Below are 22,359 nucleotides of genomic sequence, written 5' to 3' on the forward strand. Positions count from 1 at the left end.
GGGCGCCGTCACGACGCCCACGGGGGCGTGGGTGGGTGGTGTCGTTGGGAGTCGTGGGAAATGTGGGATTTCACACAAAACGCGACCTCACAGCCCTGGACTGCCTGCCCGGGTGACACCGCTTGCCGTACCAATCGTGGTGAATGACACGATGAGTGGCGTGCGCAAGGAAGAGATCGCGGGGAACCTGGCCGCTGTGGAGGACAGGATCGCGCAGGCGTGTGAGGCGGCGGGACGTGAGCGGTCCGAGGTCACACTCATCGCGGTGACCAAGACGTATCCGGCCTCTGACGTGCGGATCCTGGCCGAGCTCGGGGTCACCGACGTGGGGGAGAACCGGGACCAGGAGGCCGCGCCCAAGGCCCTCGAGTGCGCGGATCTCGGCCTGACCTGGCACTTCGTCGGCCAGCTGCAGACCAACAAGGCGCACTCGGTCGTCCGCTACGCCGACCTGGTGCACTCCGTGGACCGCGCCCGGCTGGCGCACGCGCTCAGCAAGGAGGCCGTGAAGGCCGGCAGGCGGGTCGGCTGCCTGGTTCAGGTGTCGCTCGACGACGACCCGGGCCGCGGTGGCGTGCTGCCCGCGGGCGTGCCGGAGCTCGCCGACGAGATCGCCGCGGCCGAGGGGCTGTGGCTGGGCGGCGTGATGGCCGTGGCGCCGCTGGGGGAGGACCCGGGCAAAGCGTTCGCGAGGCTGCGCGAGGTGGCGCGGGCACTACGCGAGCGGCACCCGGAAGCCGTCATGGTTTCTGCGGGTATGAGCGATGATCTGGTACAGGCCATCGCCCACGGCGCGACACATGTGCGGGTCGGTACGGCGTTGCTCGGCCGCCGCAAGCCCTTCGTCAGGTAATGTCCCCTCAAGTGGGTCTTGAAGCCCGCGTATCCAGTAGAGGTCGATCATCAGCGGTGAGTCCAGGGGGGTACGGCGACCGCGCGCTAGTGAGACCATGAGCAGGAGGACGACGTAGCGATGGCCGGCGCGATGCGCAAGATGGCGGTCTACCTCGGTCTCGTGGAGGACGACCGCTACGAGAGATACGAGACCTACACCGACGAGTACGCCTACGACGACGAGCCACCACCCAGAAGCGGCGAGGAACGGGCCGTGGCGGTCCAGGACCGCGAGGAGGAGGTGGAGGCGGGCGTGCCGGCGCCGAGACCCGCCACGACCGTCCTGGAGCGGCGTACGACCGATCTGGCGCGCATCACCACGCTGCACCCGCGCACGTACAACGAGGCGCGGACCATTGGAGAACACTTCCGCGACGGCACCCCCGTCATCATGAACCTGACCGAGATGGTCGACTCCGACGCCAAGCGACTGGTGGATTTCGCGGCAGGTCTGGTCTTTGGCCTACACGGCAGCATCGAACGTGTTACCAACAAGGTGTTCCTGTTGTCCCCTGCCAATGTCGAGGTGACCGCCGAGGACAAGGCTCGAATCGCGGAACGCGGGTTCTTCAACCAGAGTTAGAGTCTCTGTATGTCTATCGGCCCCAACCAGGTCTCGCCGAGGCCGGGAGGGCACATCGGAAGTGGAGGCGCGGCCAGGCCGTGGGGATCGTAAGTCAGATCTTGGTCGTCGTCCTGTCTCTTTATCTGGTGTTGCTCATCGGCAGGATGATCTTTGATGTGGTACAGGCGTTTGCCCGTCAGTGGCGCCCTTCGGGTGTTGTACTGGTGCTGGCAGAGGCCACATACACCGCAACCGACCCACCCCTCAAGTTCCTCCGCCGTTTCATTCCTCCTCTCCGGTTGGGTACGGTGGCCTTTGACCTAAGCTTCACGGTCCTGTTCATCGTGGTCCTGATCCTGCTCGAACTCGCGGGGACACTGGGCTAGCGGACGGGGGGCCGTGAGATATCGGTCAAGATCCAACTCGTGTCCGCGCTGAAGTGATTCGGGTACCGTCCCTCCGGACAGACTCCAAGCGCGCCAAGGAGACCAAAAGATGCCGCTGACGCCCGCTGATGTGCGGAACAAGCAGTTCAGTACCACCCGGCTGCGACCGGGCTACGACGAGGAAGAGGTCGACGCCTTCCTCGACGAGGTGGAGGCTGAGCTTGACCGCCTGATCCAAGAGAACGAGGAGCTCCGCGCCAAGCTCGCCGAGTGCCTGCGTGGGAAGGTGCCGGGCGGCATGCAGATGCCCATGGCCTCCGCCCCCGTGCAGGAGCAGCCCAAGCCTGAAATGATGCAGCCGCCGGAGCCCATGCGGGCCCCCGAGCCGCAGCCGATGCAGCAGCCGCAGCCCGTGGCCATGAGCATGCCTCCCGCCGAGGACAACATGGACACCGCCGCCCGCGTGCTCGCCCTGGCGCAGCAGACCGCCGACCAGGCGATCGCCGACGCCCGCCGCGAGGCCGACGAGACCGTGACCCGCGCCCGCCGCGAGGCCGACGAGATCCTCACCAAGGCTCGCCGCCAGGCCGAGCAGGTCATCGGCGACGCCCGCGCCCGCGCCGAGACGCTCGAGCGCGACGCTCAGGAGCGCCACCGTCAGGCCATGGGCTCCCTCGTCCAGACCCGTGACGAGCTCGAGCGCAAGGTCGAGGAGCTGCGCAGCTTCGAGCGCGAGTACCGCAGCCGCCTCAAGCTCTACCTGGAGAACCAGCTCGCGGAGCTGAACGTGTCCGCCGAAGGCAGTGGCGGGTTCCCGGTCATGCCGGGTGGCCCCGCGGCCGCTCCCGCCATGTCGCACGCCGTGCCGCAGGGTGGTCAGCAGCCTCTGCCGGGTGGTCCGAGCCCCTTCGGCGGCGAGGCTCCCCAGGGCGCTTTCCCCGGCGGAGACGGACCGCACAACGATCGCCGGTAAGGTAGCGGGTCGTTAGGCCCGTCTCTCGAGAGAGCCCCCTGTGATCTTTATCAGCGCTGGTTTGGTGCTCGCGGCGGTCGTCCTGCTGATCGCGGGCTTCGTGCTGGGAGCGCCGTACCTGATCATGTGGTCCATCGTGGTCAGCGTGCTGTCCGCGCTGTTCCTGGTGATCGGGGCGTTCCTGCGGCGACATGAGTTGTTCCCCAGCGGGGAGCGGGCAGCCACGCCGCCCGCGCCGCCCGCGGGTCTCGTGCCTCCGGCAGTCCAGCAGGGTCCGGTGGGAGCGTCGCGTGCTCAGAGCGCGACCATCCCGGCTCCCACCCCGCGCCGCCCCACGACGCGCGGGATCTCCCCGGACGCCATCGTGCTGGTCATCCCCGGCCGCAAGCGCTACCACGTCCCCGGCTGCCGTCAGCTGGCCGGGCGTGATCACGAGGAGCTCACTTACGAGGAGGCGCGCGAGGAGGGCTTCACGCCCTGCACGACGTGCCTGCCCGACGCAGCGCTCGGCGGACGGCAGCTGCCGCCTGCCGCCGACCCCGAGCCGGCCGTCACCCCCCAGTCCGGCCCCGCCGTCCCCGTGGACCCAGAAGGCGCGGTCGCATCCCCCGAGACGGTCTCCCCCCAGGAGTCGCCCTCCGAGGTGACCCAGAACCTCCGTCCCCCGGTCATCGCCGGCGAGCAGGCGCCTCAGGCCTCGCCCTCCGGCGGCTGGTTCGACGCCAAGCCCGCCGCCAAGACCGGCGACCCCGCCAAGCCCGGCACGGCCAAGCCCGGCACGGCCCCCGCCGCCTCCCAGCAGCCCGCGGGCACCTCCAAGCCCGGCTCCGCCTCCGGCCCCACCCCGGCCGCCTCCGAGCGTCAGCCCGGCTCCTCTGACCGGAAGCCCGGCGCCACTGAACGTCAGCCCGGCTCCTCAGACCGGAAGCCCGGCGCCTCGGAGACGAAGCCCGGCTCCTCTGGCCAGAAGCCCGGCACTGCCGAGACGAAGCCCGGCGCTTCTGAGAGCAAGCCCGGCGCTTCTGAGAGCAAGCCCGGCGCCTCCCGGCAGGACCCGGCCGACGAATCCGCTGCGACCGGCCCGCGCCTGGCTCCCTACGTGACCAAGGCCTCCCAGGAGAGCGCCTCGTCGCCGAAGCCCGCCCAGCGCCCCGCCCCGTCGCAGGAGAGCGGCCCCCAGCGCCCCGCACGGCCTCAGGAGAGCGACCCCCGGCGTCCAGGCCCACCCGCCCAGGGAACGAGCCCCCAGCGACCCGCTGCGTCCGCGCAGGGGCCTGCTGCGCCCTCCCAGAGCGCTCAGCGCCCGCCTTCGGAGCGCCCGGCCTCGTCCGCGGAGTCCGTGGCCAAGCCCAAGGGCCCGCTGCCCACCGGCGGCACCTCAGCCCAGCGCCCGCCCACCCCTGGCTCCCAGGGCACGACGGACAAGCCCTCCGCGGGAGCGGGCCGTACGCCGGAGAAGCCGTCGGCGGGCCGTACCGAGAAGCCGGCAACCGGTGGCAAGCCCGCGACGCCCGCGGAGACCAAGAAGCCCGAGGCCAAGAAGCCGGAGGCCGCCGAGGAGCCCGAGCCCGACGGCGAGGAGACGCGGCCCGACGTGCGCGCCCCCGGTAAGAAGACGGGCACGGTGAAGGTCATCGTGGGGACCCGCCGCTACCACAGCACCGCCTGCCCGCTGATCCGCGGCGCCGGCGACACGGGCGTCGAGACGATGACGCTGGCCCAGGCCGAGGCGGCGGGCCTGACGAGCTGCTCGGTCTGCCAGCACGACAGGGAGACCGTCGCCTGAGACCCGGGGTCACGGGTGCTGGAGCAGGTCGTGCGCGGCCAGGTCGAAGGCGAGCGTACGGGCCGTGGCGTTGTCGGAGCGCCAGAGCAGCCCCCACTCCAGGGCGGGCGCGTCCTCGACGGGGACGAAGGCCAGATCGGGTCGCGCGTGGTAGCGGCGCGCGTGCGCGCCGACGAGGAAGGCGCCCTGGCCGGCGCTCACCAGCGTGAGGATCTCGTTGAACGTCTCGGCTGAGGGCCCGTGCTCGATCGGGCGGCCCGACGGCGTCCGCGCGGGCGTGCGGTCGTCGCGGTAGGACACCGGCAGCGAGTCGGGCAGCCGCACCAGCTTGACGCGCGCCAGGTCCTCCAGGGTGATGGAGGTACGGCGGGCGAAGGGATGCCCCGAGGGTACGGCGAGCATCCTGGCCTCCCGCACCACGACCTGCCCTGTGACGAGCGTGGGGTCGCGCATCGGCAGGTCGGTGAGCGCCACGTCGACCTCGCCGTCCCGCAGCCAGGGGACGACGTTCGCGATCTGCGCCTCGCGGATCTGGACCTCGCAGCCCGGCTCCCTGGCGCGGAACAGCTGCGCGATGCCCACGAGCAGCTGCCCGGCCGCCACGTCGGTGAACGCCACCCTGAGCGTGCCAGTGACGCCCTGACCGGCCTCGACCGCCCGGGTGAAGGCGGCGTTGAGCTCGGCCCAGGCGGGGGACATCTCGTCGTAGAGGCGCCGGCCCATGGGTGACAGCTCGACGCGGCGGCTGGTGCGGTTGAACAGCGGGACGCCGACGCGGCGCTCGAGCTTGGCGATCGTCTGGCTGATGCGGGCGGTCGAGACGCGCAGCCGCTCGGCGGTGCGGCCGAAGTGGAGTTCCTCGGCCAGGGTCAGGAACGCCTCGACCTCGTACCGCTCCAGCATCCCGCCCCCATCGTCAAGCCACGATTCACGATCCTCCCACGACGCCGGCGGGCCGCCTGGGGAGGGCGGCCCGCCGTGAGGAGTCAGACGCGGCTGAGCTGGAAGCTGAGGCCGAGGTCGTCGTCCGTGTACGCGGGGACGTCGCCGGCCGTGCCCTCCGTGAGGGTGGTGGCCAGGACCTCGTCCGCGACGACCTGGCCCGACGTGCGCAGGGCCGCGGCGAGGTCGGGCGAGGTGGCCGTCCACCACAGCGAGATCCGGTCCGTGATCGACAGCCCGCTGGACTTGCGGGCATCCTGCACGAGCCTGATGACCTCGCGCAGCAGCCCGGCCTGGCGCAGCGAGTCGGTGAGCGTGAGGTCGAGCGCGACCGTCTCGCCCGTGCCCGTGTCGACGGCGCCCGTCTCGACGGCCCAGCCCGACTTGGGCTGCTCGGTGACGATCACCTCGTCGGGGCCGAGCGACACCTCGCCGAGAGAACCGGCGGCTACCGTCACCGTGCCGCCCGAGCGCAGCGTGCGCGCCAGCGACGTCGCGTCGGCCGCGCCCACGGCCTCGGCCACGAGCTTGGTCTGCGATCCGAACCGCTTGCCGAGAGCCCGGAAGTTCGGCTTGACGGTGTAGGAGACCAGGTCCGCGCTGAATCCGGACATGTCCTCGATCGCCTGCACGTTGAGCTCGTCCGCGATGAGGTCGCGCAGCTCCTGCGGCATCGACGGCCAGTCGTGCGCGCCCACGAGCGCCCGCCCGAGCGGCTGCCGCGTCTTGACCCCGGAGGAGGCCCGCGCCGACCGGCCGAGCTCCACCAGTCGCCGCACCAGCGCCATCTGCGCCGACAGCTGCGGGTCGAGCAGATTCTCCTGTACGGCGGGCCAGGAGGCCAGGTGCACCGAGGCGGGCGCGTCGACCCCCCGCAGCACGTCCCACAGGTAGTCGGTGACGAACGGCGTGATGGGCGCCATGAGCCGGGTGACGGTCTCCAGGCACTCGTACAGCGTGGCGAAGGCGTCGGTCGAGCCCTGCCAGAACCGCCGCCGCGACCGCCGCACGTACCAGTTGGACAGGTCGTCGAGGAAGTCGGCCAGCAGCCGCCCGGCCCGCTGCGTGTCGTAGGCGTCGAGCGCCGCGGTGACGTCGGCCACCGTGCGGTTCAGCTCGGCCAGCGCCCACCGGTCGAGCAGCGGCCGCTCGGAGACCGGTGTGGCGGGCGAGGCCGGGGTCCACGACTCGGCGTTGGCGTACAGCGTGAAGAAGGAGGCCGTGTTCCAGTAGGTCAGCAGGACCTTCCTGACGATCTCCTCCAGCGCGACGTGGCCGACCCGCCTGGCCGCCCACGGCGAGCCCGAGCAGGCCATGAACCAGCGCAGCGCGTCGGCCCCGTGCTGGTCCATCAGCGGGATGGGCTCGAGCACGTTGCCCAGGTGCTTGCTCATCTTGCGGCCGTCCTCGGCCAGGATGAGCCCCAGGCACAGGACGTTCTCGTAGGACGACTGGCCGAACACCAGCGTGCCCACGGCCATCAGCGAGTAGAACCAGCCGCGCGTCTGGTCGGTGGCCTCGCAGATGAAGTCGGCCGGGTAGACGCCCTCGGGCTTGCCGCGGGCGCCCCACTGGGCGAACGGCATCGACCCGGAGTCGTACCAGGCGTCGATGACGTCCGGTACCCGGTGCGCCACGGCACCGCAGGAGGGGCAGTCGAAGGTGACGTCGTCGACGTAGGGACGGTGCGGGTCGAGCGCCGACAGGTCCTGACCCGCCAGCGAACCGAGCTCCTCCAGTGACCCCACGCAGGTCACGTGCGCGTCGTCCTCGGAGCAGACCCACAGCGGCAGCGGCGTGCCCCAGTAGCGCGAGCGCGACAGCGACCAGTCGACGTTGTTGCGCAGCCACTCGCCGTAGCGGCCCCACTTGATCGTCTCGGGGAACCAGTTGGTCTTGCCGTTCTCCGTCAGCAGCTGGTCCTTGACCGCGGTGGTCCTGATGTACCAGGACGGCAGCGCGTAGTACAGCAGCGGGGTGTGGCAGCGCCAGCAGTGCGGGTAGCTGTGGTCGAAGTGGCCGCCGCGGAACAGCAGCCCGCGCCCCCGCAGGTCCTGCGTCAGCGGCTCGTCGGCGTCCTTGAAGAACTTGCCGCCGACCATCGGCACGTCGTCGAGGAAGCGCCCGTCGGGGCCGATCGGGTTGACGACCGGCATGCCGTACTTCCGGGTCACGGTCAGGTCGTCGGCGCCGAAGGCGGGCGCCTGGTGCACCAGACCGGTGCCGTCCTCGACGGTGACGTAGTCGCCGAGCACCACGTAGTGCGCGCCGGGGATGTCGACCAGCTCGAAGGGCCGGGTATAGCTGGTGTGCTCCAGGTCCCGCCCGGTGAAGCGCGCCACCTCGGTCACGTCCTCGCCGAGGACCTGGGTCAGCAGCGGCTCGGCGACCACGAGCACCTCGCCGCCGGCCGTACGGGCGGCGACGTAGGTGACGTCGGGGTGCACGGCCACCGCGGTGTTGGAGACCAGGGTCCACGGGGTCGTGGTCCAGATGAGCAGGTTGGCGCCGAGCTCGGCCAGCGGGCCGGAGGTGGCGGGCATGCGCACGTAGACCGACGGCGAGGACACGGTCTCGTATCCGCCGGGCTGGCCCAGCTCGTGGTCGGACAGGCCGGTGCCGCAGCGCGGGCAGTACGGCGTGATCCGGAAGTCGCGGAAGAGCAGCCCCTTGTCGAAGATGACCTTCAGCGACCACCACACCGACTGCACGTAGTCGGGGTCCATCGTGCGGTAGGCGTCGGACAGGTTGATCCAGTAACCCATCCGCTCGGTGAGCTCTTCGAAGGCGTCGACGTGGCGCAGGACCGATTCACGGCACTTGGCGTTGAACTCGGCGATGCCGTATTCCTCGATGTCCTTCTTGCCGGACAGGCCGAGTTCCTTCTCGATGCCGACCTCGACCGGCAGCCCGTGGCAGTCCCAGCCGGCCTTGCGCGGGACGGTGAAGCCGTTCATGGTCTTGTAGCGGGGGAACAGGTCCTTGAAGACGCGCGCCTCGACGTGGTGCACGCCGGGCAGGCCGTTGGCCGTGGGCGGGCCCTCGTAGAACACCCAGGAGGGGTTGCCCGCGTTCTGCTCGATCGAGCGCTCGAAGATCTTCCCGTCCCGCCAGCGGTCTAGGACCTCGCGCTCGAGCGCGGGCAGGTCCACCTGCGCGGGAAGAGAGCGGAAATATGGGGAAGACATCTCGGGCGGGACCTCCACGACGGTTGCCGGCAACTGGCGTGAAGGGACGAAGCCGTACGGCTCCGCGGTACCACCCTTCTTGGCCTCCTCGGGAGGCCCACTTCATTTGTGCTGCTGCCGGTTCTAGTGAGCCCCGTGGGACCGTTCTTCCGGCGGCTCCGGGGTGATATCCCTCACATTCGGGCCCCATCAACGCCTTGCAGGTTCAAACGATAACGCAGAGTGGAGCGAAAGGCTTCCAGGTTTCCCCGCCGCGTGGTCGGGTAAGCCGCAAATCCCTACAAAGCTGAGGGAATGGACGCCCCGGGGGAGGAGTTCAATCAGCGGGGCGGGATAGTACGGGAGGGGTAAACCCATCGGCGGGTCGTTTGCCGATCCGTTATCGGGCACCTAAGCTGCCCGCACCATTTACGGCCTTGATCAGCATGGAGGCAGCCATGGCGGCAGTCACGCAGACCGCTACAGAGTCGATGTGGTCGGAAGAGGAGCTGGCCGAGGTACGCGGTGCCCTGCAGAAGGAGATCGACGAACTCACCGTGGACATCCTGCGCCACGAGTCGGAGATCGCCTCCGGCGACGTCACGCAGGGCGCGGGTGACGACCAGGCGGACGCCGGCGCGAAGACCTACGAGCGGGAACGCGAGATCGCCCTTACCCTGAATGCGCGCGATCTGGTCGCGCAGAACGAACGTGCGATCGCCAGGATCGACGCAGGGACCTATGGAGTGTGCGAATCGTGCCACAAGCCGATCGGCAAGGAACGTCTTCAGGCGTTCCCGAGGGCGACGCTGTGCGTGGCCTGCAAGCAGAAGGAGGAGCGCCGGTAGGCAGGAGGCGCGGGCGGGTTCTCGCCGTCCTCATCGCTCTGGCGATCGTCGTCTACGCGGCCGACCTGATCACCAAGACGCTGGTGCTGAAGTCGCTGGAAGGCAAGGCGCCCCTGGTCGTCATCCAGGACGTGCTGCAGTTCCGGGTGATCTTCAACTCCGGCGCGGCGTTCAGCATCGGCACAGGGATGACGATCGTCTTCACCTTCATCGCCGTCGGCGTGGTGGTGGCGATCGTGCGGACGGCACGCAAGCTGCGCAGCCTGCCCTGGGCGATCACGCTGGGCCTGCTGCTGGGCGGGGCGCTGGGCAACCTCACCGACAGGCTGCTGCGCTACCCGTCGGGATTCGGCAGGTCCGTCCAGTTCCAGGGGCACGTGGTCGACTTCATCGAGGTGCTGCCCGGCCACTTCCCTGTGATCGACTACTTCCCGGTGTTCAACGTCGCCGACTCGTCGATCGTGTGCGGCGGGATCCTGGCGGTGTTCCTGGCCTGGCGGGGCTACCAGATCGACGGCACCAGGGACATGAAATGAGCGAGCACCGCAGCCTCCCCGTACCCGACGGGCTCGAGGGCGAGCGCCTGGACGCGGCGCTGTCGCGGCTGTTCGGGTTCTCCCGTACCAGGGCCGCCGAGCTGATCGCCGAGGGTGACGTCACGGTCGACGGCAGGGCTCCCGCCAAGTCCGACCGGGTGCACGCCGGCGCCTGGCTCGAGGTCGTCATCCCCCCGCCGGTCGCCACGCCGATGCCGGTGGCCGAGCCGGTGCCGGGCATGAGCGTCGTCTACGAGGACGACGACATCGTGGTCGTCAACAAGCCCATCGGGGTGGCCGCCCACCCGACGGTCGGCTGGACGGGCCCGACCGTGATCGGCGGCCTGCTGGGCGCCGGGCACACGATCGCCACCAGCGGCGCCGCCGAGCGCCAGGGCATCGTGCACCGCCTGGACGCCAACACCACCGGCGCGATGGTGGTGGCCAAGAGCGAGCACGCCTATTCCGTGCTGAAGCGGGCCTTCAAGGAGCGTACGGTCGACAAGCGCTACCACGCGCTGGTCCAGGGCCACCCCGACCCGTTCAGGGGCACGGTGGACGCGCCCATCGACCGCCACCCCTCCGGCGACGGCCGCTTCGCGGTGGTCGCGGGCGGCAAGCCGTCGGTCACCCACTACGACACGATCGAGGCGTTCCGCGCGGCCTCGCTGCTGGACATCAAGCTGGAGACCGGCCGCACCCACCAGATCAGGGTGCACATGGCCGCGCTGCGCCACCCCTGCGTGGGCGACCTGCTCTACGGCGCCGACCCCACGCTCGCCGCCCGCCTGGGCCTGACCAGGCAGTGGCTGCACGCGGTGTCGCTGGGCTTCGAGCACCCCGCGACGGGCGAGTGGATGACCTTCACCTCCGACTACCCGGACGACCTGCGCAAGGCGCTCGACATCGTCACCGCCGAGTCCTGACCCCCTGGGCCGGGTGGACTGGGGCGGGCGCCGGGTCAGCCGAAGACCATCCGGACGAGGGCGGTGACCACCGCGGCGGCGGCCAGCACCACCAGGAACGGCGCGCGCAGCAGCAGCGCCACCACCGCGGCGCCCAGCCCGGCGGTCCTGGCGGCGTCCACGTGCAGGCTGCCCTGCTGGGTGAACATCTGCACCGCGATCAGCGCCGACAGCAGCGCCACCGGCACCAGTTCGGCGAAGCGGCGCACCACCGGGTGGTCGAGCACCCGGCGCGGCGCGGCGAGCCCCGCCAGCTTCAGCACGTAGCAGCCCAGGCACACGGCCATCAGGGCCCACCACAGGCTCATCGGAACATCACCACCAGCACGGCCGCTGCCGACAGCAGCACGGGCACGCCCGGCGGGAAGAACGGGGTCGCGCACAGCGCGATCGCCGCCCCGATGGCGGCCAGCACGCGCAGCCGCCTGTCGCCGGCCAGGCGCGGCCACAGGATCGCCAGGAACGTCGCGGGACCCACCGCGTCGAGCCCGAGCACGCCCGGGTCGCCCAGCGCCGAGGTGCCCAGCGCGCCTACCAGCGTGGTCAGGTTCCACACGATGTACAGCGAGGCGAACGTGGTCACGAAGCCCGCCCTGGCCGCCTCCGGGGTCGGCTGGGCCAGGCTCACCGCGGTCGTCTCGTCGATCACGCCGTGCGCCGCCAGCAGCCTGCGCGGGCCGCGGAAGCCCAGGATGTCGGCCATCCGCAGGCCGTACAGCGTGTTCCTGCCGCCGAGCAGCAGCGCGCCGGCGGCGGCCGCCACCAGGTCGCCGCCCGCGCCCACGGCGCCGGCGAAGGCGAACTGGGAGGCGCCGGTGAAGGTCAGCAGGCTCATCGCGCACGCCTGCGCCACGCTCAGCCCGGAGGTTATCGCTGCCGCCCCGAAGGCCACCCCCGAGAGGCCGACCGCCAGGCCCACCCCCAAACCGTCCCGGATGGCCGAGGAACGGTGTGTCGTCTGTTCCATGACGCCCGAGGCTAGGTGGTGGGGGAATGTCCAGTCTTGTACGTTCCTGCGGCCCGTTGGTAGGCGGCGGGAGGGACGCCCACGATGCGCTTGAAGTGCCGGTTCAGGTGGGCCTGGTCGGTGAAGCCCACCTCGGCGGCCACGTCCGCCGGCCGTACGCCCGAATCGAGCAGGCGGCGGGCCTGCCGTACCCGCAGTTGCGTGAGGTAGGCGTGCGGCGGCAGGCCCGTGGCGGCCTTGAACGCGCGTAGCAGCGGGAACGGCCTGGCCCGCACCTCCGCCGCCAGGTCCTCCAGCGTCGGCGGGTCGACCAGGCGCTCGCGCAGCACGTCCAGCGCCTCGCGCACCGCCTGCGCGCCCGCCGCCGCCTGCGGCGCCGTCGGCCTGGGCGCGCCGTGCGAGGTCAGCAGCCGGGCGAACGAGGTGCGCACCAGCGTGGAGGCGGCCAGGTCGTCGCCGAGCTCGGCCGCCAGATGCGCCCTGCCGAGCAGCGCCGCCACCGCGGGATCACGCACCACCTGCTCGGGGAAGTACGGCGTGCCGTACGGCAGGCCGAGCTCCTCCGCCAGCGCGGCCATCGAGTCCGTGGACGGGTAGAGCATGCGGTAGGCCCAGCCGCCGGGCACGCCCGCCTGGCCGGTGTGCGGGGTGTCGGGGTTGACCAGCACGATCTCGCCCTCGGCCGCCCGCAGCAGGCTGCCGCGGTGGTGGAACTCCTCCACGCCGGTCAGGATGACCCCGATCGCGTAGGAGTCGTGCACGTGCCTGGCGAAGCGGTGGGTCACGTAGCGGGCCTTGAGCAGGTCGACTTCGGGCACCGCCGGGTGCCGCCAGAAGTGGGCCTGCTCTTTCATCGCGGTCTGAACGTCTCCGTGAAGGTGTCGAAGTAGTGCTGGTTGGCGTCCCAGTCGCTGTCGGGCGTCTCCCAGTACACCGCGTACGTGCGGCCGTCACCGGTGCGGAAGCCCCGGTTGAGCACGTGGATCAGCGTGCCCGTGGAGTTCCTTCTGGTGAACTCCCAGTCGGCGGCCTGCATTCCAAGGTATCTGACCGGGGTGATCCCGAGCCGGGTGTAGTCGACCGTCCCCTGAGCCTTGATCTGCCGCTCGACGTCGCGCCAGTGGTCGACGGCGTTGGTCCACCCGTTCTCAGGGGCGGTCCACTCCACGATCAGCGTCCCGGGCGAGCCTGACCCCTTCACGGAAATCTGGGCGCGTCTGGGGTTCTTCGTGGCCTGCCAGCCCTGCGGGATGCCGATCGAGAAGCGGCCCTCGTCGTTGGTGAGCAGCCGCCAGCCCGCCGGCAGCGGGGTGGCCGTCGGCTTGGGCGACTTCGTGGGCGTCCTCGTCGCGGACGTCGTCGCAGTCGCAGTCGGAGTCGGAGTCGGAGTCGGGGTGGTGTGCCGCTGCTGGTTGACCAGGGCGACCCCGCCCGCGCCGAGCGCGGCCACCACGGCCAGGCCGCCCACGACCGCCGGCCACTTGCCTGAACGCCTTCTGGCTGGTCGCGGCGCCTGGAGCGGGACCGTGCGGCTCGGCTCGGCCGCCACGGCCCGCAGCACCTCGGCCGCCTGCTCGGCGGGGATCCTGGCGGCAGGGTCGCGGCGCAGCAGGCCCATGATCAGCGGCTTGAGCGCGCCCGCCCGCGCCGGCGGCCTGGGCTCGTCGCGCAGCACCGCGGCCACCGTCGCCGCCCAGCTGTCACGGCGGAACGGCGGCTCGCCCTCCACCGCGGTGTACAGCGTCGCGCCCAGCGACCACAGGTCGGACTCGGGCCGCGCGGGCTCGCCGTTGAGCCGCTCGGGCGGCATGTACGCGGGCGTGCCGACCAGCCCGCCGGTGGCCGTCAGCCCCGCCTCGGCCTCGAGCGCGGCGATGCCGAAGTCGGTCAGCACCACCCGCCCGTCATCGGCCAGCAGCACGTTCTCCGGTTTGACGTCGCGGTGCAGCACCCCGGTGGCGTGCGCGGCGCGCAGCGCGTCGAGCACGCGCGAGCCGATCAGCGCGGCCTGCCCGACCGGCAGCGGCCCCTGCTCGCGGATGACCTCGGCCAGTGAGCGCGAGCGCACCAGCTGCATGACGATCCAGGGCCTGCCGTCCTCCTCGATCACGTCGTGGATGACCACCACGGACGGATGGTCGAGCCGGCCCGCGGCCCTGGCCTCCCTGATCGTGCGGGAGTTGAGCTCGGAGCGCTTGGCGTCGCCTATCCCCGTGTAACGGACCTCCTTGATGGCCACCGTGCGGTCGAGGAGCTCGTCGTAGGCGCGCCAGACCACCCCCATCCCGCCCTCGCCGAGCGGCTCGATGAGGCGGTAACGGTTGCTGACCTGCCTTTCCACGGAGAGAAAGCCTACTTGGCCGGTTTGAAGGTGGTGGCGAACGTCTCGAAGAAGTGGAGATCCTTCTTCCACCTTGCGGCCAGGTTGTGCCAGTACAGCGCGTAGCCGCGGCCGTTGTCGGTGAGGAAACCGCGGTTGCGCACGTGGGTCTTGCCCGTGTTGGTGTTCCAGGTGAAGTCCCAGTCGGCCGCGGACTTCATGTAGTCCACCCGCTTGATGCCGATCAGCTGGTAGCCGCCGAACCTGCCGTCGGCGCCCTTCTCCTGCTGCTTCCAGTCCTTGTACGGGTCGTCGCCGGGCCTGGACGCCTCCTCGATCATGAGGAAGGCGTTGGAGGCTGCGCCAGGGCCGCGGAAGAAGACCTGGTTGCCGTTGCGGTTGTACTCGTCCCAGCCCTTCGGCAGGGCCACGGAAAAGCCCATCTTCTTGTCCTTGTACATCTTCCAGCCGTCCGGCAGCGCGTCGGCCGAGGCCGTGGGCGTGGGCGTCTGCGAGGGCTGGCTGGGGGTCGTGCTCGGCGAGCCGTGCCTGGCGGTGGGCGTGGCCGGCGCCAGGGAGACGTGCTCCTTCTTGGGCGGCGGCGGGGTCGTCGACGAGCCTGAGCGCAGGCCTAGATAGCCGCCCACGCCGGCGACCAGCACGACGGCCGCGCCCACCGCCGCGATCGGCCCGAACCTGCGGCCTCCGCCGCCGCGCGAGCGGACCGTGGGCTCGGCCGGAGGCAGGTCGACGGAGTCGACGTCCTGGGCGTCGTGGAACGCCTCGTGCGGCTCGGGCTGGCGGGCGCTGAACCAGGCGGCCTCGCGGGCCAGGTCCCGCGGCGCCTCCCTGAGCGAGCCCAGGGCGTCCTCGCCGGGCGAGCCGAGCGACGGGGTGCGGGGCGCCCTGCGGGTGACGTCGGGCTCGGGCGGTTCCAGGTTCACGGCCGGGGCCAGGCGGGTCCCCGTCTGCGGCAGCCGGATGGCGCGCAGCGTGGGGTCGGTGGGCATGTCGTCCTCGTCGGACTCGGGCTCGACCCGGGTCCGCGCCATCCTGGCCCGCGCGATGGCCCGCCGTAGCAGCCGCGCCGTCTCCTCATAGGTCAGGCGCTGCACCGGCTCCTTGGCCAGCAGCCCCTGGATGACCTCGCCGAGCGGCCCCTCCTGCTCGGCCGGGTCCGGCGGGTCGGTGAGTACGGCGTGCATCGTCGCCAGCGCCATCCCGCGCTCGTGCGGAGAGCGGCCCTCCAGCGCGGTGTAGAGCGTGGCACCCAGCGACCACAGGTCCGACTCGCGGCGCGCGGGCAGCCCTTTCAGCCGCTCCGGCGCGATGAACGCCGGCGTGCCCGCCAGGCCGGTGACCGTGAGCTGGGTCTCGGTCTCCAGCGTGGCGATGCCGAAGTCGGTCAGCACCACCCGGCCGTCGTCGGCAAGCAGCACGTTCTCGGGTTTGACGTCGCGGTGCATCACGCCGGCCTCGTGCGCCGAGTGCAGCGCGTCGAGCACGGCCAGGCCGATCTCGGCCACCCGCTTGGGCGGCAGCGGGCCGTCCTGCTTGATGACCGCGCCCAGGGAGCGGGAGGCCACCAGCTGCATGACGATCCAGGGGCGGCCGTCCTCCTCGATCACGTCGTGCACGACGATGACGTTCGGGTGCTCGAACCTGGCCGCCGCCCGCGCCTCACGCATGGTCCGCCGGTTCAGCAGCTGGACCTCGTCGCCCAGGGCCGCGGCGTACCTGACCTCCTTGACGGCGACCGTGCGGTCAAGGAGCTCGTCGTGGGCCCGCCACACGATCCCCATGCCGCCCTTGCCGATGGGTTCCTGCAGCTGGTACCGACCGGCGATGCGGCGCTCGTCCCGCTTTCGATCCGACGTCAACGGCCTCAAACCCTCCTCTAGGCCAAGAAATACTCCCATAGGCAGGGATCTACGGCGACTCGCTTGAAGGTCAGTCCGCTATGTGGGAAGGGTGCTTCGGCAGGTGGACGGCTCGTGTAGGGTTCTTGACATGACTTGTCGCTACGCGTTTACCGAGCCGGCTCCGGGAGGGCCGGTCGTCAGGTAGCGACCACCTGGAGTCGGCACGAAGGCAGAGACACCCGTCTCTGCCTTTTTGGTTGTCAGCCGACTCCTGGAGAGTCGGCCCGAGTGGGGAGCCGAAGATGTCGTCGACCTTGGAACGCCGCGTGGTCACTGTGGGCGGGCTGCGCGTGGGCGATGGACCCGCCGTCGTGATCAGCAACCGGGTGAGCCTGCGCACCGCCGGCGTGCCGCAGAGCCGCTCCGGCGAGGGCGAGGTGGACCACTGGTTCGCGGAGGGTGCTCTGGTCGAGCCCGCGTCCGCGGCCGACCTGCCCGCCATCGCCGCCAGGGCCGCCGGCGTGGTCGTGGGCGCCTCGTGGACGCGTGACTTCCCGCTGGTCCGCGAGGCGGCGGCCACGAGATTGCCGATCGTGGTGGAGCGCAGGCCGGGGGCGTCGCTTGAGGAGTGGCTCGGCGTCGCCGACTACTGCGCGGCCCAGGGCAACGATCATGTCATCCTGTGCGAGACCGGCCTGGACCTGGCACTGCTGCAGCGGGCCAGGGCGAGTTCCGGCCGTCCGGTGATCGCCGACGTGTCAGGGAACGTGGCGCTCGCCGGGGCCGCGGTCGCCGCCGGGGCCGACGGCCTGATCGTCGGCGCCGCGCTGGACGGATCCGGTGACGGGGCGGCCGCGGCGCTGGAGGAGGCGGCGCTCATCGGCGCGCTCGTCAGGCCCGAGACTCCGGCCACGCTGGCCGAGTGCCGCCAGGCCATCGACCGGGTGGACGCCGCGCTGGCCACCCTGCTCGAGCGGCGCGCGGCGATCGCCGGGATCGTGCAGGGGCTCAAGCCCGTCGGCGGCTTCGCCGGCCGCGACCCCGAGCGGGAGCGGGCGCTGGTCGCCAGGATGGCCGGGTGGGCGCCCACGCTGGGGGAGGAGCGGCTGGCGCCGATCATGAACGCGGTGATCGAGGCCGGTCTCCTGCTCGCCGAGGAAGGCTAGGCGGGCGGCGCGAAGTTGTTCATCGGCCTTCCAGGACCGGTGGCGATCTGCCTGTCGACCAGCTCGGCGTACCGCTTGTAGCCGCCGGCCGTGGGGTGGAAGCTGCGGCTCTCCACCGTCAGGTCGTCCAGGTTCACATCCAGCCCGTTGACGTACGGGTCGGGCGTGCCCACCTCGTGCCCGGCGAAGGCGTCGTAGGCGTCGACGAACTCCACGCTGCCGGGGCCGCCGAAGGCCGCGACGGCCCGGTCGAACTCCTTGGCCGCCGCCCCCAGCACGTCGTCCAGCTTCCTGCTGACGCCGTTGAGCCAGCGCTGGTCGTCGACGCTGAGGTTGTTGACCCCGGCCGTGGGTTCGGCGGGGAACGGCCGCGGGTAGCCGACGACGACGATCCTGGCGAACGGCGCGCGGGTCCTGATCTCCCGCAGCACCGTGCGCACGCTGGAGCGCAGCTGGTCGATCCGGCCGCCCACCTCGGCGTCCTGGTCGGTGCAGGCGCTCGACCACGGCACCTTGACGATGCACGCCCGCAGCACGCCGGTGAAACCCGCGTCGTTCCCGCCGATGCTGACCGTCACCAGGCTCGCCTGCCTGGTGACCCGGTCGATCTGGGGCTGCATGCCGTACTGGCCGTGCAGCAGTTGCGTGGTGGTGGCGCCGCTGCAGGCCCAGAAGGAGATCCCGCTGCCGAAGCCGAGGGCGCCGGCGATCTGCGGCGCGTAGGAGCCCTGGGCGCGGTGGCAGCGGTCGGCGCCGCCGTTGAGCGGGCGCTCGCCCGTCCGGTAGACGCCCTCCCCTGAGGAGTAGGAGTCGCCGAGCGCCACGTAGGTCCCGCTCACGGCCACCTGGCTGGGCGTCAGCCGGGCCTGCGAGGGCAGCCCGCCCCGCGGCGGCCCGTCCGTCGCGCATCCCGCGCGTAACGCCGCGCAGGCGACGAGCCGGGGGACGCCGAGCGCGACCACGCCCACGGCGAGCAGCACGCCGAGCGCCGCCGCGACCCCCACCCGCGCGATCTGCCGCCGGTGCCGTGACAGCGCGGCTCCGATTGCCCCGTCCAGCACGCCCTCCCCCGGCCGGCGATCATCCGCAGCCAAGAGCCTAAACCGCCCTGAGGCTCAGCGCTGACAGGCTTTCCAGCCGATCGCGATCGCCACACGGAGAACGCCGGCGGTCAGAGCCCGAAGACGGCCGCCAGCTCGTCGGTACGGCGCAGCAGCTCCTGAGCCAGATCGGTTCGCCACGTGCACCGCAGCGGCTCATCGGCCACGGTGCCCGCCTCGACCGCGGCCACGGCCGCCGCCCTGGCCCGCCGTACCCGATCCGCCAGGCCCGGCGGGGGAGTGGACGGCGCGGGCACCGTCTGCGGGCGCAGGTAGTAGAGGTCGTCCACCGGCGGCACGCCCGCGGCATGGCGCAGCGCGGCCAGCTCGACCGTCGCCTCGGCGTTCAGGCGCCGGTAGGCCACGAGGAGCTCGCCGTAGCGCGTGGTGTCGAACGAGCGGCTCTGCTCCAGGCGATGCCGGGCGAGGTGCGAGGGATCGCCTGGATCGCCGTTGCCGGGATCGAGCAGCAGGGCGCGGACTCCCATAACCTCGATACGGAGGCGGGCCCACGGCGCCTGCTCGTTGGCGATCAGTTCGTCCACGCGCAGCAGCGCCGACCTCGCGGTCTGCGCCTGGTTCTCCGCGACCTCGATGTGCAACCACATCTCGGCCGCGGCACACTGGATCCAGTGGCGGTCGGCGACCTCCTCGATGCGCGTCACCCACCGGCGCGCGTCCCGTTGCCTGCCGAGCAGGAGGCAGGACTCGGCGGCGACCTCGGCATGCCAGGCCCGGTGGATGCGGCCACGGTCGCCGCGCGACCAGGCCACCTCGAAGTGCTCGAGCGCGGTCCGCCAGTCGCCCATGACCCGCGCCAGGCCGCCGCGCAACGCGGCGGAGTCGGACGACGCGCCGTCGTACAGGGCGTCGGCGCTCCTGCACGCCTCCTCCAGCAGCGACTCGAGGCGATCGGGCCGCGGGTCGTCGAGGACCACGTAGTAGCGCAGCCTGTCCGCCTCGTAGCGGACCCACGCGTTGACCGCGGCGGGCGGGCCCCGCAGGATCTCCAGCACCAGCGCCAGCGCGCGATAGCTCTTGTTGGCGTGGTACCAGGCGTAGGCGGCGTCCATGGCCAACTCCGCCGCCCGCAGCGGATCCCCCTCGCGCTCACGCGCGCGTTCGTACAGAAAGGCGGCCTCCAGCCAGCGGTTCTCCCCGCTCGCCTGGTTGGCCTCGGTGACGAGCTGATCGAGGTCCTCGATCACCGGGGCCTACCGGCCTTGCCGATGAGGATCTGGGCGAACTCCGACTCCTCGGGGCCGAGGAAGGCGGCCACCTCCTCCGCGCCCGCCTGCTGCCAGTCCTCGACCGTGGGATAGCGGTTGGCCAGGCGCTTGACGATCTCGGGCGACAGCGCCAGCGGCCTGATCTTCTCCTGCAGCCGGCCCGGCGACAGGTAGGTGGCCCACCCGTCGCCCTCCACGAGCTCGCGCAGGGCCGTGGACTTGCGGATCTCGCGGTCCAGGTACGAGGCCAGCCCGTTGCCCGCGCCGAGGGAGTAGGGGATGTAGAGCATGCCCTTCAGGTCGCTGGGGATGTCGGCGTCGCCGTCCTTACCGTCGCCCTCGCGCAGCAGGACCACCGGGCGGCCGCTGTGCGTGCCGTGCGCGACGCCCAGCTCGTACATCACGTTGGGGTTGGCGTCGGTGATCTCGGCCAGGAAGGCGTGCGCCTTGCCCATGTGCAGGCGCAGGTTCTCCAGCAGGCGCGGGTCGTCGTGGACGTCGCCGCCCACGATGAGCTGGCAGCCCCAGTGCTCCTCGACCGTCTGCCTGCACGCCTCGATCAGCGGCTGGTACCTGGCCGCGAACGGGGTGATCAGGAAGACGATGCGGTGGCGGGGCTGCGGGCCCGTCGTCGCCCTGCGGCGCTCCTCCTCGATCCGCAGCCGCGCCTGGGCCTCGCGCAGCTCGGCCTGGCCCTCGAGGAAGTCCAGGCTGCGCGACATCAGGTCGTGGAACTGGGCCTGGAAGGCGCTGAGCGTGCTCGAGGTGATCAGCTCGCCGTGGGCGATCACCGCGCTGTTGTACAGGCCGTTCATCAGCTGCCTGACGACCGGGTCGTTGAGGTCCTGCTGGGCCATCCTGCGCACCAGCGGGTTGTCGGCGTTGACGGTCAGGCGCTGCGGCGAGGCGGTCTCGGTGAGCCTGGCCAGCTCCTCGGCGATCTCGCGCACGTAGGAGGCGGCGTTCGGGTCGCGGCGCACCTCGTCGGCCTTCTGCTGCGCGGTGGTGCGGGCGTCGGCGCGCAGGATCGCGTGGATCTCGGCGGGCTTGAACCGCCTGGCCTCGGCGCTGATCTTCCCGCCGAACGGGGTGCGCAGCGTGAGCGACATCGTCTCGGCCAGCCGTAGCACGTCGCGGTCGTCCTGCTCCAGCGGACGGAAGATGTCCCTGTCCTCCTGGCGGTCGACGTGCACCAGGTCGACCGCCACGCCGGGCAGCCGCGTGTAGGCCTCGAGCAGCTGCTCCTCGTAGAAGTGGCTGGCGTCGACCACTGTGGTGCCGGCGGCGTTGGCGATCTCGAAGTACTGCGCGGCGGTGTTGAGCGTGGTGAAGCAGGCCAGCCGCTTGCGGCCGTCGTCCTCGGGCAGCCCGGCCAGGATCTCAGGGAGCGTGCGCAGCCGGTGCAGCAGCTCGGGCGTGGGCACCAGGCGCTTGAGCTCCTCCTTCTCCTGGCCCAGGTTGGTGCGCCAGAGCAGCAGGTCGGCGAACTTCTCGAAGAAGGCGGGGTAGTAGTAGCAGGCGGCGGCGAAGCCCAGGCGGTGGTAGAGCGCGATGTCGGAGAAGCGGGACGGCTCCTCCTCCCGCAGCCGCTGCAGGTGCTCGATGACCAGGTCGCCCAGCGCCTCCTGGAGCATGCGGGTGGTGTCGTCGCGGATGAAGTTGTCGCGGGCCGCGGTGGGCGTCAGGTCGGGGGTGTCGATGATGCCGTTGACGAACCTGGCCCACTGGGGCAGCACGTCGGAGGCGTTCTCGCACAGGAACATCCGGTTCTGGAACACGCGGACCGTGCGCGGCTGGTCGACGTCGATCACCCGGGTCTTGCTGATGTACAGCACGCCGTTGGCCCTGACGGGCGCCTCCAGGCGGACCGGGATCGCCTCCAGCACCAGGTCGTTGAACGTGCGCTGCACGTAGGTGTGGCAGTCGATCTGGAGCTCCTGACGGGTGAGCCCGGTCTTCTCCCACGGCATGTTCATCTGGTTCTCGGCGTGCGGCGCGCCGTTGAGGTGGATGGGCACCGCCAGCATGTCGGCGTACTTCCTGATCAGGTCGCGGACCTCGCTCTCCTGGATCAGCCCGCGGTCGGTCTCGTCCCGCAGGAAGACCGTCACCGTCGTGCCCGCCGAGGGCACCTCGCCACGCTCAAGGCGGTACTCCTTGCTGCCCTCGTTCTCCCAGAGCCAGCCCTCCTCCGCGCCCTGCTTCCTGGTGCGCACCTCGACCTTCCTGGCCACCACGAACGCCGACAGGAAGCCGATGCCGAACTGGCCGATCAGGCCCTCGATCTCGGCGCCCTCGATCTTGGTGAGCGAGCTGCCCACGTTCGACAGGTAGTCGACCAGGTCGTCGCGGTCCATGCCGATGCCGTTGTCGCGGACCGTGATGACCAGCTCCTGCGGCCGGGTCTCGATGTCGATGCGGCCGACCCCCGGATCCGCGTGCGCGCGCCGTTTGATCGAGTCGTGCGCGTTCTGGATCAGCTCGCGGATGAAGACCTTCTTCTCCGCGTAGAGGTTCTTCGCCACCAACTGGATGAGGCCGTCGAAGTCGAGCTGCATTTCCGGCATGGGGGAGCCTCCGGGAAGGAAGGATTGCCGCTCGTGACAGGCTAACCGTGAGGGACCGGGTTTCGCCCTGGAAGCTGACGGGGTGG

The 22,359-nt window shown here is 71.2% G+C and carries 19 protein-coding genes; 9 read left to right on the forward strand and 10 right to left on the reverse strand.

Going from position 1 to position 22,359, the window contains the following annotated elements:
- Window positions 1-151: 151 nt before the first annotated feature.
- The 5 genes from KIK09_RS56285 (at window position 152) to KIK09_RS56305 (ending at window position 4,604) form a co-directional block, all read left to right on the forward strand.
- Window positions 152-853 (forward strand): YggS family pyridoxal phosphate-dependent enzyme, encoded by a 702-nt coding sequence (locus KIK09_RS56285; RefSeq protein WP_214327797.1) that lies wholly within the window; start codon window positions 152-154, stop codon window positions 851-853.
- Between the two features lie 120 nt (window positions 854-973).
- Complete coding sequence (locus KIK09_RS56290; RefSeq protein ID WP_214327798.1) at window positions 974-1,477, forward strand: cell division protein SepF; 504 nt, start codon at window positions 974-976, stop codon at window positions 1,475-1,477.
- Between the two features lie 80 nt (window positions 1,478-1,557).
- A complete protein-coding gene (locus KIK09_RS56295) occupies window positions 1,558-1,845 on the forward strand; it encodes a YggT family protein (protein WP_214327799.1) in 288 nt (95 codons plus the stop codon).
- A 109-nt stretch (window positions 1,846-1,954) separates the two neighbouring features.
- Window positions 1,955-2,818: a DivIVA domain-containing protein gene (locus KIK09_RS56300; RefSeq protein ID WP_214327800.1), complete on the forward strand. Its 864-nt coding sequence runs from the start codon at window positions 1,955-1,957 to the stop codon at window positions 2,816-2,818.
- 40 nt (window positions 2,819-2,858) lie between these two features.
- On the forward strand, window positions 2,859-4,604 hold the full coding sequence (locus KIK09_RS56305) for a hypothetical protein (protein WP_214327801.1): 1,746 nt from the start codon (window positions 2,859-2,861) through the stop codon (window positions 4,602-4,604).
- 9 nt (window positions 4,605-4,613) lie between these two features.
- Here the strand turns inward: KIK09_RS56305 and KIK09_RS56310 are convergent, their stop codons facing one another.
- Together KIK09_RS56310 and ileS are read right to left on the reverse strand one after the other, a co-directional pair.
- Window positions 4,614-5,507 carry a LysR family transcriptional regulator gene (locus KIK09_RS56310; protein ID WP_214327802.1) on the reverse strand — a complete coding sequence of 298 codons (894 nt, stop codon included), beginning with the start codon at window positions 5,505-5,507 and terminating at the stop codon, window positions 4,614-4,616.
- Between the two features lie 83 nt (window positions 5,508-5,590).
- A complete protein-coding gene (ileS, locus tag KIK09_RS56315) occupies window positions 5,591-8,734 on the reverse strand; it encodes an isoleucine--tRNA ligase (protein ID WP_214327803.1) in 3,144 nt (1,047 codons plus the stop codon).
- 425 nt (window positions 8,735-9,159) lie between these two features.
- Here ileS and KIK09_RS56320 point away from each other — a divergent pair, with 425 nt between their 5' ends.
- The 3 genes from KIK09_RS56320 to KIK09_RS56330 are packed head-to-tail and all read left to right on the forward strand — an operon-like array spanning window position 9,160 to window position 11,023.
- Window positions 9,160-9,561: a TraR/DksA family transcriptional regulator gene (locus KIK09_RS56320; RefSeq protein ID WP_214327820.1), complete on the forward strand. Its 402-nt coding sequence runs from the start codon at window positions 9,160-9,162 to the stop codon at window positions 9,559-9,561.
- Entirely contained in the window at window positions 9,525-10,097 is a 573-nt protein-coding gene (lspA, locus tag KIK09_RS56325) for a signal peptidase II (protein WP_308164878.1), read from the forward strand. The genes KIK09_RS56320 and lspA overlap by 37 nt, the downstream gene beginning before the upstream one ends.
- Window positions 10,094-11,023, forward strand: a complete 930-nt coding sequence (locus KIK09_RS56330; protein WP_214327804.1) for an RluA family pseudouridine synthase — start codon at window positions 10,094-10,096, stop codon at window positions 11,021-11,023. The genes lspA and KIK09_RS56330 overlap by 4 nt, the downstream gene beginning before the upstream one ends.
- Window positions 11,024-11,058: 35 nt before the next feature.
- Here KIK09_RS56330 and KIK09_RS56335 read toward each other — a convergent pair whose 3' ends face one another.
- Genes KIK09_RS56335 through KIK09_RS56355 form a run of 5 tightly spaced genes read right to left on the reverse strand, consistent with a single transcriptional unit; the run spans window position 11,059 to window position 16,229 of the window.
- Entirely contained in the window at window positions 11,059-11,370 is a 312-nt protein-coding gene (locus KIK09_RS56335; RefSeq protein ID WP_214327805.1) for an AzlD domain-containing protein, read from the reverse strand.
- Entirely contained in the window at window positions 11,367-12,029 is a 663-nt protein-coding gene (locus KIK09_RS56340) for an AzlC family ABC transporter permease (RefSeq protein ID WP_214327806.1), read from the reverse strand. The genes KIK09_RS56335 and KIK09_RS56340 overlap by 4 nt, the downstream gene beginning before the upstream one ends.
- A gap of 11 nt (window positions 12,030-12,040) precedes the next feature.
- On the reverse strand, window positions 12,041-12,883 hold the full coding sequence (locus KIK09_RS56345; protein WP_214327807.1) for an AraC family transcriptional regulator: 843 nt from the start codon (window positions 12,881-12,883) through the stop codon (window positions 12,041-12,043).
- Window positions 12,880-14,370 carry a serine/threonine-protein kinase gene (locus KIK09_RS56350; RefSeq protein ID WP_214327808.1) on the reverse strand — a complete coding sequence of 497 codons (1,491 nt, stop codon included), beginning with the start codon at window positions 14,368-14,370 and terminating at the stop codon, window positions 12,880-12,882. The genes KIK09_RS56345 and KIK09_RS56350 overlap by 4 nt, the downstream gene beginning before the upstream one ends.
- An 11-nt stretch (window positions 14,371-14,381) precedes the next feature.
- Window positions 14,382-16,229 carry a serine/threonine-protein kinase gene (locus KIK09_RS56355; protein WP_214327809.1) on the reverse strand — a complete coding sequence of 616 codons (1,848 nt, stop codon included), beginning with the start codon at window positions 16,227-16,229 and terminating at the stop codon, window positions 14,382-14,384.
- A gap of 284 nt (window positions 16,230-16,513) precedes the next feature.
- On the opposite strand from KIK09_RS56355, the gene KIK09_RS60475 reads away from it, so the two are divergent.
- Complete coding sequence (locus KIK09_RS60475; protein WP_214327810.1) at window positions 16,514-17,377, forward strand: chorismate mutase; 864 nt, start codon at window positions 16,514-16,516, stop codon at window positions 17,375-17,377.
- Here KIK09_RS60475 and KIK09_RS56365 read toward each other — a convergent pair.
- The 3 genes from KIK09_RS56365 to KIK09_RS56375 all read right to left on the reverse strand — a co-directional run bounded on the left by KIK09_RS56365 (window position 17,374) and on the right by KIK09_RS56375 (window position 22,273).
- Complete coding sequence (locus tag KIK09_RS56365; protein ID WP_308164879.1) at window positions 17,374-18,438, reverse strand: SGNH/GDSL hydrolase family protein; 1,065 nt, start codon at window positions 18,436-18,438, stop codon at window positions 17,374-17,376. The genes KIK09_RS60475 and KIK09_RS56365 overlap by 4 nt on opposite strands.
- 110 nt (window positions 18,439-18,548) lie before the next feature.
- Window positions 18,549-19,685, reverse strand: coding sequence for a hypothetical protein (locus KIK09_RS56370; protein WP_214327811.1), 1,137 nt, complete (start codon window positions 19,683-19,685; stop codon window positions 18,549-18,551).
- Window positions 19,682-22,273 (reverse strand): ATP-binding protein, encoded by a 2,592-nt coding sequence (locus tag KIK09_RS56375; protein WP_214327812.1) that lies wholly within the window; start codon window positions 22,271-22,273, stop codon window positions 19,682-19,684. The genes KIK09_RS56370 and KIK09_RS56375 overlap by 4 nt, the downstream gene beginning before the upstream one ends.
- Window positions 22,274-22,359: the final 86 nt, after the last annotated feature.

The sequence above is a fragment of the Nonomuraea sediminis genome, assembly GCF_018531495.1.
Classification (GTDB): domain Bacteria; phylum Actinomycetota; class Actinomycetes; order Streptosporangiales; family Streptosporangiaceae; genus Nonomuraea; species Nonomuraea sediminis.

Coding starts and splice junctions, on each gene's coding strand:
- KIK09_RS56285 (WP_214327797.1), top strand. CDS start 152: ATGAGTGGCGTGCGCAAGGAAGAGATCGCGGGGAACCTGGCCGCTGTG.
- KIK09_RS56290 (WP_214327798.1), top strand. CDS start 974: ATGGCCGGCGCGATGCGCAAGATGGCGGTCTACCTCGGTCTCGTGGAG.
- KIK09_RS56300 (WP_214327800.1), top strand. CDS start 1,955: ATGCCGCTGACGCCCGCTGATGTGCGGAACAAGCAGTTCAGTACCACC.
- KIK09_RS56310 (WP_214327802.1), bottom strand. CDS start 5,507: ATGCTGGAGCGGTACGAGGTCGAGGCGTTCCTGACCCTGGCCGAGGAA.
- ileS (WP_214327803.1), bottom strand. CDS start 8,734: ATGTCTTCCCCATATTTCCGCTCTCTTCCCGCGCAGGTGGACCTGCCC.
- KIK09_RS56320 (WP_214327820.1), top strand. CDS start 9,160: ATGGAGGCAGCCATGGCGGCAGTCACGCAGACCGCTACAGAGTCGATG.
- KIK09_RS56330 (WP_214327804.1), top strand. CDS start 10,094: ATGAGCGAGCACCGCAGCCTCCCCGTACCCGACGGGCTCGAGGGCGAG.
- KIK09_RS56335 (WP_214327805.1), bottom strand. CDS start 11,370: ATGAGCCTGTGGTGGGCCCTGATGGCCGTGTGCCTGGGCTGCTACGTG.
- KIK09_RS56340 (WP_214327806.1), bottom strand. CDS start 12,029: ATGGAACAGACGACACACCGTTCCTCGGCCATCCGGGACGGTTTGGGG.
- KIK09_RS56345 (WP_214327807.1), bottom strand. CDS start 12,883: ATGAAAGAGCAGGCCCACTTCTGGCGGCACCCGGCGGTGCCCGAAGTC.
- KIK09_RS60475 (WP_214327810.1), top strand. CDS start 16,514: ATGTCGTCGACCTTGGAACGCCGCGTGGTCACTGTGGGCGGGCTGCGC.
- KIK09_RS56375 (WP_214327812.1), bottom strand. CDS start 22,273: ATGCCGGAAATGCAGCTCGACTTCGACGGCCTCATCCAGTTGGTGGCG.